The sequence below is a fragment of the Enterococcus sp. PF1-24 genome, from assembly GCF_029893325.1.
Classification (GTDB): domain Bacteria; phylum Bacillota; class Bacilli; order Lactobacillales; family Enterococcaceae; genus HY326.
In genome coordinates, this window is sequence record NZ_JARXWL010000042.1 from 1 (window position 1) to 13880 (window position 13880).

A 13880-nucleotide genomic window follows, 5' to 3' on the forward strand; every position below is an offset into this window, starting at 1 on the left:
CGAAATTAGGTCACCTTTCACCAGTAGATTACCGGAAAAAGATGACTAAAATGAGATGCTCTTTTTAAATTGTGTCAAAAAGTAGTTGCATTCCCATTTCAGAATGTCTTTTTTTAACTATTTATAAAGGTAAATCTTTATTTTTAAATGCCACTGAACCTGCAACGTAGCAAATAACGCCAATAACGCCAATAACGCCAAGAACAATTAATTTTCCAATAAATGCTTCTCCGTTTACGATAGCTTCTGTATCAAACAGTGTGTTGATTGATAGATGACTTAATTTTTCAAGAGAATCACTCATGCCAGCGACCATTTTACAGGCTAACATTGCTAGCGGGATGCCGGCACCAACAGCCAACGATTTGCCAGATGAGTTAAATAGGCAAGAACCTAAAAATGAAATGGCACTGATTGTGAATTGTAGTAAAAAGCATCCAAGGGTAAGTTGTAAAAATACGTTAATATCAAGTTGACCAGGTTGAGCTATTTCAGCAACCGCAATCCCCCCACCACTAATACAAGCGAACATAACTATCAGAGATGAAATCAGGTATACAGCACTGGTAAAAGTGATTTGTGTTCTGGAAAGTGGTGCGGCTAAATCATTTGCTAGATTTCCTTTTCAATTTTACCAGCAATCAGCTTGTTGCCGGTGATAATGATATAAATCATGGGGAAGATGACCGCAAATAAGCCGAAATATTGGTTGGAAATAAATTCGATAAGTGAGGACATTTTTCCAAGGGGATTGAAGCCGCCCATTGCTTCTTGCCGTCCCACCATTTCACTAATCATTTCAGGGTCAAAAACTTTCATAACCACGCCAATGAGTAGACAAAGAACGCCGGTGATAAGGGCCCATAATTTGATATTTGATTTAACAGTTTGTTTAAAATAAGTTGCACTAAACATTGTGGTTGCCTCCTTCGTAATAGCTCATAAAGTATTCTTCAAGGGTATGTTTGACTTCGCTGATAAAGCGCACTTGACGTTTTGAAAGAGCCAAAAGCAGTTTGTTGATATGGGTGTCCTCAATATCAATAGTTACTTGATTAAATTCTGGTTTTTGTTCTTTAATCTGAAAACCTTCGTTGCAGATACTTTGATAATCAGCAAAAGTTAGAAACTCAATCTTAAAGGTTTTCTTTTCCCCGCGTTTAATATTTTTAGGATCAACGATTGAAATTAATTGCCCGTTTTTAATCATCCCGATGCGGTCGCAAGTTTCTTCCACTTCTTCAAACATGTGGCTTGACATTAAAATACTCCAGCCATTTGCTTTTTCCGTTTGAATAAGCTGGACAAAATTAGCCTGCATAAGCGGATCAAGTCCACTTGTTGGTTCATCAAGAATAAGTATTTCAGGGTCATGCATAAAAGCACAGACAATCCCGATTTTTTGCTTCATCCCTTTCGACATCCGGTTTAAGTCGCCAGAGGGATCGACTTCAAATTGTTTGATCAAGTTATCAGCTTTGGTCATATCTTTCAGCCCGCGCAGGTCAGCTATATATTTAATATAGGCAGAACCCTTCATATCGTTGGGGAAAGCAATTTCTCCTGGCAGATAGCCAATGCTTTTTTTGATTTCTTTGGCGTCAGTCCAGGCATCTAAGCCTTTAATGGTTGCTTTGCCGCTTTGGGGTTTTGAAAAACCTAAAAGGTGGCGAATGGTGGTGGTTTTTCCAGCACCGTTAGAGCCTAAAAAGCCGAAAACCTCTCCTTTAGCGACATCAAAAGATACATCAAAAACGCCTTTGCCTTCACCGTAATCTTTTGTTAAATTTTCTACTGTTAAAATAGCCATAAAAAAACTCCTCTCGTATAATTGACGAATCCAACATCGTGTTGTACGATTATCCTAGCATGACAAAATTAGTCTATCAACCAACAATGAATAGGTGATTGTCGGATGATTATGCTGAATGTTGATAATTGAAATGGATAAAAGGAGCTGCTGGTTTTGAAAAAACAACCTGAAATAACAGCGATGACCAAGAAAAAAATTAAAGATTCTTTTTGGCAGTTATACCAAAATAAACGCATTGATAAAATCACTGTGCGAGAAGTTATGGATAAAGCTGGCTATAACCGAGGGACTTTTTATGAATATTATACGGATGTTTATGATGTGCTGGAGCAGCTGGAAAATGAGTTGTTACCGAATCCCGACAATATGCCTTTAGCGCCAATTGTTGCCGGTTCGCATGAGGGAAATTTTGGCTTTAATGAGTTTTTTAAATTTTACGAAGAAAACAATGAATACTTTACGGTATTGTTGGGAGAGCATGGCGATGCTTCTTTTCTTGCGAAGATAAAAAAATCGGTGAAACCTATTATTAAGCAAGGACTGATTGCCAAAGGCACCGAGGATAATTTTGAATTAGATGTGATGATTGAATATAACCTTTCAGCCATGTTGGGTGTTTTCAATCTGTGGTTCACTAGTAAAGACCGACCGTCTATGGAAGAATTTGTTGATAGTGTTTATAAAGCTGGACATTTTGACATAAACCCTTAACAAACAAGCAGTTCAAGTAAATCTTGAACTGCTTGTTTTCTCTAAAACCCCATCAACTTCCGCACTTGCGCTACATTTTCGGCAGAAGTCAATTTCTCCAGCAATAAAAAAGCGATATCCAGGGCGGTTTCTGGTGAGGAAGAAGTGATGATGTTGCCATCTTCGACAATGCGGGCATCTTTTTTCACCTTAACGCCAAAATCAGCCATTTGTTGCGGTCGTAAACTATCGGCAAAATGATAAGTGGTGCCATAGCGCCCAGCTAGCACGCCACTTTTAGCTATCGCCAAATAACCGACACAGATGGCCGCAATCGGTTTTTGCTGCTGGTCAAAAGCACGAATCACTTCTAAAAACGGCTCACTGAAAGCATCTTGATAAAAATCCGCTGCTTCAAAGCCGCCAGGAATTGCTAAGGCATCAAAATCAGCTAAATCAATTTCCGATAATTGTTGCTGAGGCAGACAGCCATAACCCCAAGTGCATTGCAAGGTTTCCCGCAAGCCTACCGAAACCAATTGCGTATTTTTTGTCCCTTCAAATAAATTCCAACCAAAAACATCTGTAAAAACACTAGCTTCATAACTTTCAAAACCGTCAGCAAGTAATAGTAAAACTTTTTTCAAAAGACCGCCTCTTTTCATAAATTTTTTTGATAAACTAATCATAATAAATGGAAAAGCAGTTTTATATAGCTTTTATAAGTTGTTTAGGATACGATACTTTCAAAAGTAATTATTTTTAACGAAAAAAATTAAGAAAGTAAGGTGAAAAATTTGATTGATGAATTAGACCAGCAAATTTTACGCTTGTTAGAAGAAAATAGCCGCCGCCCCGTCAAAGAAATCGCCCCAAAAGTGTGCTTAAGTGCGCCAGCGGTGAAAGAGCGAATTCTTAAACTGGAAGAAAAAAGCATTATCACAGGTTACACCCTGCAAATTGATTATCTTAAAGCTGGCAAAGCGGTGCAGGCATTCGTTTTATTTGAAACCACCAACTGCCAAGCCTTTCGCGAATTTGCCCAAAAACAACCAGAAGTTTTAGAATGCCATCGTGTTGCTGGCAAGTACAGCTATTTAGTCAAAGTCGCCGTAGAGAATATGGAAAAACTAGAAACCTTCATTGATAAAGCCCTAAAATACGGTAGCTCCTCTACTCATATTATTTTTTCCACGCAAAAAAATCCTTTTTTTAATTAAAAAAGCGGAGGGCATTCGCTCTGCACCCGAGCAAAGTACAAAATCAAATTATAGCGATGTTCTGTATCGCGAATTTTATTTTTACTTTGTCGAGTGGTGCAAATGCCAGCAGCTAGATTACATAAAAAGCGGAGAAACTTGTCATGCACCCGAGTAAAGTGCAAGAAAAAATTATAGCGGTGTTTTTCACCTCAGCAAAGCCACCTGAGAAAATTTTCTCAGGTGGCTTATTTCTGCTAATTAAAACAAGGGTGTTTCAATCGTTTCGACATATTTAGCGCTGTCTACTGATTTATACAACACCACATCAGCTTTTTTGAAAATTTCCAATTGGCTTAAGGCGGTCATTTTTTCACGAACGACTGCGGCGCTTAAGTTGTCAGCAGCAATTTTCGGTACCAATTGATGTTTCTTTCCTTCACTATCTAAAAATGACAATTTTAATTGTTTCATAAAGCAATTCCCCCTTAATATTAATTTCGTATTTATTGTATTAATGTTTTAACCTATTAATCTTCTTTGACGTAACGGGTCGTTTCGGTTTTGACGGCTGAATCGAATTGGGTTGCGGCCGGGGCTAAGTCAGTGATGATATCCCCTAAGGCTAAGATTTTTTCTTCGGTAACGTTGTCGATGACATTGCTAAAGCTTTGTTTGGTTGGCTTTTCTTCGCCAGCTTTGAGCATTTCTACGGTGATTTTGGTGCTTTCTAGTAAGTGCATGTTCATTCCTCTTTTCAATTATTTTTGTAAGGTCGCGACTGCTTACACTCTATATACGAAAGTTAGCGGGCAAAATGTCACCCTATTTTTAAAAGTTTTCTAAATTTCTCTTGAATTCTTTTTTGATAATAGTACATAGTCTTGCGACTTTTCCCTAAAGCATCAGCAATTTCTTGAAAAGTTTTTCCCCGTAAACGCAAACGTAAAAAATCGCGTTCCGCCACGGTTAACAGTGGTACTAAGTCATCAAGAAATTCGGTGGCATACAATAAATCTTCTTCAATACTGTAATGACGACGGGGATTTTGCCAATTCAATTTTTGTTGGATGCGTAATTGCTGCCAATTTTCCCGTTGACAATCTTTTAGTTGCCAAACTAACCAGCGAAAAAGATAACTGGATTCTTCTAGAGAATGCTGTTCCAGTTTCGTCCATAAGGCGATGCGCAGCTGTTGCAAATAATCATCGTAAAATAAATGATCTACCGAAATATGTTGGCTAGCTAAAACTTTATGCAACAAAGGATCAAAGTGACGAAGTTGTTTGGAAAGATTTTTTTTCATGAGTATTCCTACTTTTGATTTTATTTCAACCGGTTGATAAAACCAGTATAGTCAAGGCTTCCAGCGAAAAAAGTCAAAAAAGCTACAAAAATTATACGAAAGTTGAAACGCTTTCTTTAACGAAAATAAGGTATGATTGAACCATGGTGATTAAAAAAATCATCAAAAATTAAAGAGAAGGAGCGGATTAAGTATGAAGAAACACATTCGGGAAAGGCGAAAGCCGTGGGGATTTCAACAATTATTAAATTTAAATAGGAAGGAAGAAGAACAATCATAAAAGAACAATCTTTTCCAGAAAAATCAAAAGGCTTTTTTAAAGAATTTAACAAAATTGAGGCAATTTTCCCTAGAAAACTGCAAAATCATCAACTGTGTTCCTTGGTTTACTATGATAATAAAAAGTATTTAACGACTTATTCCCCTAATCAACTGGTGGCACACATTTTGAAGACTGTTCAGCCAAACTTCGATTATGCCTGTTATAAAGCATCTTTTCAGCGTTTATTAAAAGAAAAACACAACAAAGTTCCCTGTGTCACAGCTTTTTGCACGCTGATTTCCATTGAAGGTATGCAGCAAAGTGTTTGGATAGCCTTAGAAAAAGTGATTGAAATGAAGAAAGCTGGTTTAAATAGCCAGATTATAATGAGAAACGGTGAAGTTATCATCACCACTACTAGCTTGCGAACGCTAAAAAAATTGGAAGAGCGGGGATATGTGTATAGCACCCTTTTAAATCGCGATGTGAATACTACCATGCAACCATTTGAAGATGCAGAACACTTAGTACGCTTTTCCAAAGGGGATTATAATAAACATCTTTTGGAAACCGTCGTTCCCGAAAAGTTGCAAAAAATTCAGGAGCATTACCTAAATGTTTATGAAGAAGAACGCTATCGTCAGCGCCAATTTAAAGAAGACGGCGAATTCGCATAGTCGTTCTGAGGAAAGAACAGACAGTAAATAACGGTAGAAAACGGTAAGTTAGCTGGACTGGAGTTTTTCAATTTTATGCTACTTTTTTTTGCAAAAAAGAAAAATAACAAAAAGTTGCAACAAAACTTCAGTCTAGTGACTTTTTTTTCAATTATTTTTCTAAAATGTAACATTTTAGAAACAATTGCCATTTGATAAAGGACAATTGCTAGTTTAAAGAAAGAAAAGACTACTTTTTTAGTAGTCTTTTCTTTTGCCTAAATAGCTATAAAAGCTTGTATTATCAACAGTTATCAACAGTTTTCTTAAAAAATAATAAATACTTACTCTTAATTTTGTAGATAGCTAGTCATTAAGACATATTTGCAATGTTAGCCATTTCAAAAAAAGTTGCAAAATCCCGTGTCTTATAGTAACATAAGTAAAGTAATAACATATTAAATTTACAAAATTAGGAGGAAATATTTCGATGAAAAAAACGAAACTTAAATTTGTTGGTGTTTGCGCAACAACATTGTTAACCGTTGCTGCTGTAGCTCCAAGTGCTGCTGGCGTATTCGGTGAAGTAAGTGTAGCTCAAGCTACAAATGAACACACATTAGACTATTTGGAAGATGCTACTTATGAGTATGGTACTTTCCAAAAAGCCGACAGAGATAAATTAACAGCTGGTGGCGTAGATGTAGCTGGCGATACTGTTGGTTCTTTAGGTGTATGGACTCATTTATTCCCAAATGCTCCTGCAGATGCAACAATTGTTGAAGCATTAGGCTTAACAATGACTTCAAACTACAAAGTTATCTTTAGTAGTGATGTTGAAGGTAACACAACTCTTACTGGTTTAAACCAAAGAACTGAAGATATCAAAGTTAAATTTGAAATCCGTGAAAAAAATGGCGACAAAACTGTTCCAGAATTATCTTTTGAAGCAACAATCAAAATTGCTAATTCAACTGTTTCTGCTACAAACTTAACAAAAGTTGTAGAAGATGAATATGATGTAGCTGAAGGTGTTAAAGTTGTTGACGTTAACACTGGTAAAGAAATGGTACCTAACTATGATGCTGCATTTTCTTTAGATGGCGCTAACTTAGCAAACGGTGAATACCAAATTGATTATGTAGATGCTGCAACAAAAGCATTTGCAACTGATTATGTAGATGGTGGTGTATATTCTCATGTTACTGATGGTGCCTACACAGTAACTTACCGTGTTGTTTACAAAAACAGCTTTGGTGTTGTTAGCCATCAATTAGTAACACGCACAATTACTGTTGTAGCTGATGCAGCTCACATGCCTATTTTGGAAGTAACTGAAAACTTATTGGCTGATGGTCTACCAACTGATGGCCAATGGATTTACTATACAAATGGTCAAACTGTTGCGGATCAATATGCATTCACAACTAATGCGTTAAATATGGATCCTAAAGAAGGCAACAATGCTTACCTTGCTACAATCGTAGGTAATGCTGGTCACGTTCATGGTATCGATGTTAAAAATGAAGCATATCCTGAAGTAAACGAAGTTCATTTAAAAGGTTGGAACACTTTAAACCCTGATGGTGTTACACCAGTTGATAACATGACTTTTGATGCATCAGGAGTTGATTTTAAAACAGCTGGTAAATATTACTATACTGTAAGTATGGAAAACCAATATGGTGCTGTATCTACATTTAAAGTTCCATTAATCGTTGAAGCTGCTGACAATATGCCTGTATATGGTATTAAAGTTGGTCATTCAGTTGATATGACTATTGAAGTTGGTGATGGATTCGATCCTTATGAAGGTATCCAATTCTGGGAAAATGAAGAAGGACGTAATACTGATTTAATCCCTAATTCTCGTGTTACAATCGATGGTAAAGTAAATACTACAATGCCTGGTACTTACACATTGACTTACACTGCAACAAACAAAATTGGTAACACAATTACAGTTACTCGTAAAATTACTGTAGTTGCTAAAGGTGAAATCACAGAGGTTCCAGTATACCGTGCTTACAACCCTAACAATGGTGACCACTTATATACTAAAGATTTAAACGAATACAACGTAGTTGTTAAAGCTGGTTGGACTGCTGAAGGAACTGCATTTACTGCTTCATCTGCAGGTGTTCCAGTATACCGTCTATACAATCCAAATTCAGGTGAACATTTCTTCACAACTGATGCTGGCGAATACGATAGCGTAGCAAACTCTGGTTGGACTAAAGAAGGTACTGCATTCTATTCTGTTCCTGAAGCAGATGGCGTAGCTGTTTACCGTCTATTCAATCCAAACGCTAAAGGTCCTGGTTCTCACCACTTCACTAAATCTGCTGGAGAAGTAGCTTCATTAGTGAAAGCTGGATGGACTAACGAAAATACTGCATTCTTTGCAATGAAATAAGAAATATTTCATTACTGGAATAAAGTAAATCGACAAATAATGATTCAGGTAACTTCGGTTACCTGAATTTTTTTTGTATGTACTGAAAACCACCTGCTAAGCGGGTGGTTCCGGAGAGCTTCCAGCGAGGTATAAAAAAGCCTCCTAAAATGATAAACTGATGAAGGTTTGCCGACCGCATCACAATCAAAATTAGGAGGAACCTTTATGAAAAAGGATAAAGAAAGTTTATCACATACAACGTGGAGATGTAAATATCATATAGTATTTGCCCCAAAATATAGAAGACAGATAATATATGGGAAATATAAACAAAGTGTCGGAGAAATATTGCGAGAGTTATGCGAACGCAAAGGAGTAGAGATACTAGAAGCAAACGCCTGTAAAGATCATGTTCATATGTTGGTGAGCATTCCACCGAAAATAAGTGTATCGCAGTTCATAGGGTATTTGAAAGGGAAAAGTAGTTTAATGATTTTTGACCGACATGCAAATCTAAAATATAAATATGGGAACCGAAAATTTTGGTGTCGAGGATACTATGTGGACACAGTAGGAAGAAATAAGGAAAAGATAGCAGAATATATACGAAATCAAATACAAGAAGATTATGTAGCAGATCAGCTAACGTTGTTTGAGGAGTATGATGCATTCACGGGGAATAAAAATAAGAAAAGATAGAAAGGGATTCTTATAGAATCGGCGAGAAAAAGTGGTGCGGAAGGAAGACCATTCAGAGGGCCTTTCAGGCCGTGGCCGGTAATAGAGGCTTACAGCCTCAGAGCAAACCACCCTTTTGAAGGGTGGTGATGATTGTGTTATAAAAGGTATAAGGTACTACGAAACTGTAAAAATAATCAATAAAAAAACTTTTTTATCAGAAAAGTGAATAAAATCATTGACAATGACAACTATAATGTTATATTTTTTAATGAAATATATTGAGAAGGAGAATATACATGAATTTTGGTAAAATACTTTATTGTGCAGTACTTATTATAGCGTTGGTTGTTGCTGTATTTATATATGCAAAAAATAAAAATGATAATGTCCACGATAAGCATACGAACGGAATGATTACTCTAATTGTAACTATTATAATAGGACTTGCTCCAGTAGTAATGACACTTTTTTCATCTGAAGCAACTATTCAAGTTTTTGCGCCGGAAGTAGAGGGTAAAATAAGAGAAAATGACGATTTAAAAAAAGAAGTAAATAACTTAGAAGAAACTATTGCAAACCTTGAACAGGAGAAAAAAGAATTAAAAGATAAAAATGATAAATTGAATGAAAAAAATTTTGCTGAAATAATCCAATCGAAGTTGGTTGTTGATGGGTTAGAATTAGATGGTAGTAAGAAATCCATGGCTATAGTAGATGGAGAAAATTATTTTCACGAAGATATTTTTAATGAGTTGGTAGAAAAAAATATTCAATATGATGATGAAAAAGATAAAATATTTGTTGGTAATAAAGAGATTAACGAAGTTACAAAAGTTACATTGGAAAAAGTTTCCAACGTGCTATATGATGGTAATGGCTTAAACGAGTATAATACAGATTCTACGGGTACGTTTTTTGTTGGTGGAAATGAATATAGTAAGGGTTTTGTCTTAGAAATATCAGATTATAAAAAAGATGGAACTTACGGTCTATTTAATTTAGATGGAAAATTTTCAAAAATTGAATTTTGTGTAGGAAAAGAGGACAGTTCATATAGAATAGATGATGCAAAAATGAAGGTGTTTTTAGATGGCGAAATAATAGCTGAAGAAACTATTTCTGCGCAAATTCCCTATATGCACTTTGAATTTGATGTTAAAGATGCCAAAAGTTTAAAAATTGCTCTTTTTGACAGTGAGTCTGAATTTGGGTTCTATGATGTTATGTTAACTAAATAGCTTTCTATAAAAGAGTAGCTTTTGAGCTATTCTTTTTGTTTGCACTGATAATTACTAAATTATACTTTAGTGTTATAAAGAGTCGTTTTTAACTTTAACCCTATCAATCCTGGCTTTTATTTTAATTCTATACTAAAATGTAATTGAGTAAATCAACAAGGAGGCTGCACCCTTATGAAAAATGTTTTAGATATTTTTTTAAAAGAAAATCACATGACCCGTTATGATGTTTCCCAGCAAGCCAACGTTTCTGAACAGACCCTGTCACAAGCCAGTAAACGCGACCCTGAGAGCTTGAGTGGTAAAACCCTGATTGCGATTGCCAAGGGCACTAAAAAGACGCCAGGGGAGGTTTTAGACCGTTTATTGCAAATTAGAGACAGTAATCAGCTTTACGAAGTGGATACTTTGTCAGAATTACGTAAAAAAGTTAGAGAACAAGAAGATGAATTTCTTGTTAAAGGTGATTTTCGGCAATTAGTGAAAGAAATCAAGCGTAGCCGTTTATCCGAAGAGGTGGAATTGGCGGCTAATATTGGTAGCAAGGGTGCGATGCCTAGCACCTTGTGGTTTTTAAATCGGGTGCTCAATGCTTTTACCGATGATACGAAAATGAAAAATTTGAAACAAGATATTGGTGATTTATACCAGATTCAATTTATTAATCCTGAGCAGGCAAAATTACGCTTAAAACAATTGGACTATTAAGGCGGAAGTTAGCACATTTAGCTAAAAAAAGCCAAGTTTACCACAAAATTTTCTAATGGCATTTTTTACAAAATCTGCTATACTGGATAAAGTTGCAAGTTCCCGAGAGGATTCGCAAAATGCGAAGATGCCTTGTAACCCAAATTAACGAGGGGGAATCCTATAATGAAAGAAAAACGTTTATTTACTTCGGAATCAGTTTCTGAGGGACATCCTGATAAGGTCGCTGACCAAATTAGCGATGGGATTTTAGATGCAATTTTGGCTGAGGATCCACAAGCCCGTGTTGCTTGTGAAACGTCTGTTACTACTGGTTTAGTGTTAGTTTTCGGTGAAATTTCCACCACAGCAAATGTTGATATTCAAAAAGTTGTCAGAGAGACAGTTAAAGAAATCGGCTATACTCGCGGCAAATTCGGCTTTGATGGCGATAACGTGGCGGTATTAGTTGCTTTAGATAAACAATCTCCCGATATTGCGCAAGGTGTTGACGAAGCTTTAGAGGTTCGTGGTAACGCTGGGGATGAGTTAGATTTAATCGGTGCTGGTGACCAAGGCTTGATGTTTGGTTTTGCCGTTGATGAAACCGCGGAATTAATGCCTTTACCAATCGCTTTAAGTCATCGTTTAGTTCGTCGTTTGGCAGAATTACGTAAGAATGGGACTTTACCTTATTTACGTCCGGATGCTAAATCACAAGTAACGGTGGAATATGATGAAGCCGGTCAACCTTTACGAGTAGATACTGTGGTTATTAGTACCCAACACGATGAAGAAGTGACTAACGAAACGATTCATCACGATGTTTTAGAAGAAGTCATTAAGTATGTGATTCCAGCCCATTTATTGGATGAAGATACTAAATACTATATTAATCCAACTGGTCGCTTTGTTATCGGTGGACCACAAGGGGATGCTGGTTTAACAGGTCGGAAAATTATCGTCGACACTTATGGCGGTTATGCTCGTCATGGTGGCGGTGCTTTCTCTGGTAAAGATGCTACCAAAGTTGACCGTTCAGCAAGTTATGCAGCCCGCTACATTGCTAAAAATATCGTAGCTGCTGGTTTAGCGAAAAAAGCCGAAGTTCAATTAGCTTACGCAATCGGTGTCGCTCAACCGGTATCAATTGCAATTGATACTTTTGACACTGGCATTGTTAGCGAAAGTGATTTAATCAGCGCTGTTCGCGAAAACTTCGATTTACGCCCAGCCGGGATTATTCAAATGTTAGATTTACGTCGTCCGATTTATAAGCAAACTGCGGCTTATGGACATTTTGGCCGAACTGATATTGAGTTACCTTGGGAGAAAACTGATAAAGTAGCGGCTTTAAAAGCTAGCTTGAAAATTAATTAAGCAATTGAAAAAGCAAGTTTCCGTTAAGGGAACTTGCTTTTTTTTGTGAAAAATCAAGCAGATGCTCTTGATATTGTGCAAGATAGCGTGGTTAAAATTATCAATAAAATCGACAGCTTGCAATTTCCAGAGTATTTTACAACGTGGGACGTCCGGATTATTATTTTTACTGCCTTAGATTATTAAAAAAAGCCGGCTATGTCCGCCGCAGAAGTTGACGAAAAAATCTGTAGTCCCGCCGCTCCTTTGTCAAAAGAAGAACATTTAGATATTTACGAAGGAATTCGCCGTTTACCGCAACATTTGCAGGAAGTAACCATTCTTCATTATTTTTATGGTAAAAAAGTCAAAGAAATCAGCGCTGTTTTCAATGAACCAGTGGGGACAACCAAATATAAACTCCACGAAGCCCGCAGAAAATTAAAAATTTATCTTGAGGAGGACAAAGCATGAAACTGAATCAAGAATGGCAACAGCAATGGGAGCAAATTGAAGTTCCTGAAGAAAAAATCAACGCAATCATTGAAGAGCAATTGTTAGTTTCAAAAAAATCAACGAAACATTTTAACTTTAAAAAATGGCTCCATAATTTCAAGGGTAAATTTAAGCGTAAAACTTGGTATTTTGCTAGCTTAACAGGGCTTGTGTTAATTAGTGGCGCAGTTTATGGCTTGCAACAAAGTTCTAAATCAAGCGATGCACCACTGCAAACGATGGATGTTAGACGGAAATCAGAAGTTACGGAAAATTTTGAAGCCGACAAAGCGCCAGCCATGAAATCAATACCAGCTGAAACGCCTGAGCAAGCTGCGACGAATGATAAAATGGTACAATTTTATCATTTTACTAAACAAAGCACTGATTTTTCAGCTGATATCACCGCCTTAAATCAATTGGTTGAAGAAAGCGGCGGTTACATTGAAACGTCAAATAAAAGTAGCTGGAGAGATTCTTTGCAAAGTGCTGATTACAAACTTCGCATTCCAAAAGAAGCATTGCCAGCGACTCTGGCGCAATTAGCTGACATCGGCGAAACGCTGGAAGAATAGGTGGAAGCCGAAAACTATGGCAGCACTTATACCGATAACGAAAGCCGCATTAAAGCGTTAGCGACTGAAGAAACAGCCTTGCTGGAACTCTTGCAAAAAAGCGATAAAATGGAAGATATGTTAAAAATTCAAGAGCGCTTATCGATAATTCGTGCTGAAAGAGAGCAACTGGTGGGCTTAAATCAAAAGATTGATAATCAAGTCGATTATGTAGCGGTTGAAGTGACGATTGACGAAGTCGATGACGTGCTTAAAAATCAAGCAAGTGCTTCTTTAATTAAACGGATTCAAGCCAATCTCACAAAACAAGGGCAATTTTGGCAAGAAAAAGCCGCTGATTTATTTGTTTTTCTTGTCAGTAACGACATTTATTTGCTACTGCTAATTTTGGCCGTGCTATTGGGGTGACATTATTATAAAAAAAGTAAGGGGCTGTGACAAAAGTCTCTAACAAAAAACGCATGAAATAACGAAAAATCGTTCATTTCATGCGTTTTTTCTAGTAAAATAAAAAAGAAGTA

At 36.7% G+C, this 13880-nt stretch carries 17 protein-coding genes, 1 pseudogene and 1 riboswitch; of the genes and pseudogenes, 11 read left to right on the forward strand and 7 right to left on the reverse strand.

What is annotated here, in order from left to right; translation table 11 throughout:
- Positions 1 to 121 precede the first annotated feature (121 nt).
- The 3 genes from M2139_RS13080 to M2139_RS13090 all read right to left on the reverse strand — a co-directional run bounded on the left by M2139_RS13080 (position 122) and on the right by M2139_RS13090 (position 1810).
- On the reverse strand, positions 122 to 532 hold the full coding sequence (locus M2139_RS13080) for a hypothetical protein (RefSeq protein ID WP_280739312.1): 411 nt from the start codon (positions 530 to 532) through the stop codon (positions 122 to 124).
- Between the two features lie 80 nt (positions 533 to 612).
- Entirely contained in the window at positions 613 to 915 is a 303-nt protein-coding gene (locus M2139_RS13085) for a hypothetical protein (protein ID WP_280739313.1), read from the reverse strand.
- Complete coding sequence (locus M2139_RS13090; protein ID WP_280739314.1) at positions 908 to 1810, reverse strand: ABC transporter ATP-binding protein; 903 nt, start codon at positions 1808 to 1810, stop codon at positions 908 to 910. The genes M2139_RS13085 and M2139_RS13090 overlap by 8 nt, the downstream gene beginning before the upstream one ends.
- Before the next feature lie 156 nt (positions 1811 to 1966).
- On the opposite strand from M2139_RS13090, the gene M2139_RS13095 reads away from it, so the two are divergent.
- On the forward strand, positions 1967 to 2524 hold the full coding sequence (locus tag M2139_RS13095; RefSeq protein WP_280739315.1) for a TetR/AcrR family transcriptional regulator: 558 nt from the start codon (positions 1967 to 1969) through the stop codon (positions 2522 to 2524).
- 41 nt (positions 2525 to 2565) lie between these two features.
- Here M2139_RS13095 and M2139_RS13100 read toward each other — a convergent pair whose 3' ends face one another.
- Positions 2566 to 3150 carry a DJ-1/PfpI family protein gene (locus M2139_RS13100; protein WP_280739316.1) on the reverse strand — a complete coding sequence of 195 codons (585 nt, stop codon included), beginning with the start codon at positions 3148 to 3150 and terminating at the stop codon, positions 2566 to 2568.
- A 150-nt stretch (positions 3151 to 3300) separates the two neighbouring features.
- Between M2139_RS13100 and M2139_RS13105 the strand changes: the two genes are divergently transcribed.
- The gene (locus M2139_RS13105) at positions 3301 to 3723 is read left to right on the forward strand and encodes an Lrp/AsnC family transcriptional regulator (protein ID WP_280739317.1); all 423 of its coding nucleotides are present in this window, start codon (positions 3301 to 3303) and stop codon (positions 3721 to 3723) included.
- Positions 3724 to 3963: 240 nt separating this feature from the next.
- Here M2139_RS13105 and M2139_RS13110 read toward each other — a convergent pair whose 3' ends face one another.
- The 3 genes from M2139_RS13110 to M2139_RS13120 all read right to left on the reverse strand — a co-directional run bounded on the left by M2139_RS13110 (position 3964) and on the right by M2139_RS13120 (position 5008).
- The gene (locus tag M2139_RS13110; protein ID WP_280739318.1) at positions 3964 to 4176 is read right to left on the reverse strand and encodes a DUF2922 domain-containing protein; all 213 of its coding nucleotides are present in this window, start codon (positions 4174 to 4176) and stop codon (positions 3964 to 3966) included.
- 56 nt (positions 4177 to 4232) lie between these two features.
- A complete protein-coding gene (locus tag M2139_RS13115) occupies positions 4233 to 4445 on the reverse strand; it encodes a hypothetical protein (RefSeq protein WP_280739319.1) in 213 nt (70 codons plus the stop codon).
- A gap of 77 nt (positions 4446 to 4522) precedes the next feature.
- Positions 4523 to 5008 (reverse strand): sigma-70 family RNA polymerase sigma factor, encoded by a 486-nt coding sequence (locus M2139_RS13120; protein ID WP_280739320.1) that lies wholly within the window; start codon positions 5006 to 5008, stop codon positions 4523 to 4525.
- 447 nt (positions 5009 to 5455) lie between these two features.
- Between M2139_RS13120 and M2139_RS13125 the strand changes: the two genes are divergently transcribed.
- The 9 genes and pseudogenes from M2139_RS13125 (at position 5456) to M2139_RS13165 (ending at position 13767) form a co-directional block, all read left to right on the forward strand.
- A complete protein-coding gene (locus M2139_RS13125; RefSeq protein WP_280739321.1) occupies positions 5456 to 5947 on the forward strand; it encodes a hypothetical protein in 492 nt (163 codons plus the stop codon).
- A gap of 469 nt (positions 5948 to 6416) precedes the next feature.
- Positions 6417 to 8342, forward strand: a complete 1926-nt coding sequence (locus tag M2139_RS13130) for an immunoglobulin-like domain-containing protein (RefSeq protein WP_280739322.1) — start codon at positions 6417 to 6419, stop codon at positions 8340 to 8342.
- A gap of 207 nt (positions 8343 to 8549) precedes the next feature.
- Entirely contained in the window at positions 8550 to 9023 is a 474-nt protein-coding gene (gene tnpA / locus M2139_RS13135) for an IS200/IS605 family transposase (RefSeq protein ID WP_280739323.1), read from the forward strand.
- A gap of 278 nt (positions 9024 to 9301) precedes the next feature.
- Complete coding sequence (locus M2139_RS13140; protein ID WP_280739324.1) at positions 9302 to 10243, forward strand: hypothetical protein; 942 nt, start codon at positions 9302 to 9304, stop codon at positions 10241 to 10243.
- Between the two features lie 174 nt (positions 10244 to 10417).
- The gene (locus M2139_RS13145) at positions 10418 to 10951 is read left to right on the forward strand and encodes a helix-turn-helix domain-containing protein (RefSeq protein ID WP_280739325.1); all 534 of its coding nucleotides are present in this window, start codon (positions 10418 to 10420) and stop codon (positions 10949 to 10951) included.
- Between the two features lie 87 nt (positions 10952 to 11038).
- Positions 11039 to 11119, forward strand: a riboswitch (SMK box riboswitch).
- Positions 11117 to 12310, forward strand: coding sequence for a methionine adenosyltransferase (gene metK / locus M2139_RS13150; RefSeq protein ID WP_280739326.1), 1194 nt, complete (start codon positions 11117 to 11119; stop codon positions 12308 to 12310). (Overlaps the previous riboswitch by 3 nt.)
- Before the next feature lie 45 nt (positions 12311 to 12355).
- On the forward strand, positions 12356 to 12496 hold the full coding sequence (locus tag M2139_RS13155) for a sigma factor (protein WP_280739327.1): 141 nt from the start codon (positions 12356 to 12358) through the stop codon (positions 12494 to 12496).
- Positions 12497 to 12508: 12 nt separating this feature from the next.
- The gene (locus M2139_RS13160; protein ID WP_280739328.1) at positions 12509 to 12763 is read left to right on the forward strand and encodes a sigma-70 family RNA polymerase sigma factor; all 255 of its coding nucleotides are present in this window, start codon (positions 12509 to 12511) and stop codon (positions 12761 to 12763) included.
- Positions 12764 to 13083: 320 nt separating this feature from the next.
- A pseudogene (locus M2139_RS13165) lies at positions 13084 to 13767 on the forward strand (DUF4349 domain-containing protein).
- The last annotated feature ends 113 nt before the right edge of the window (positions 13768 to 13880 follow it).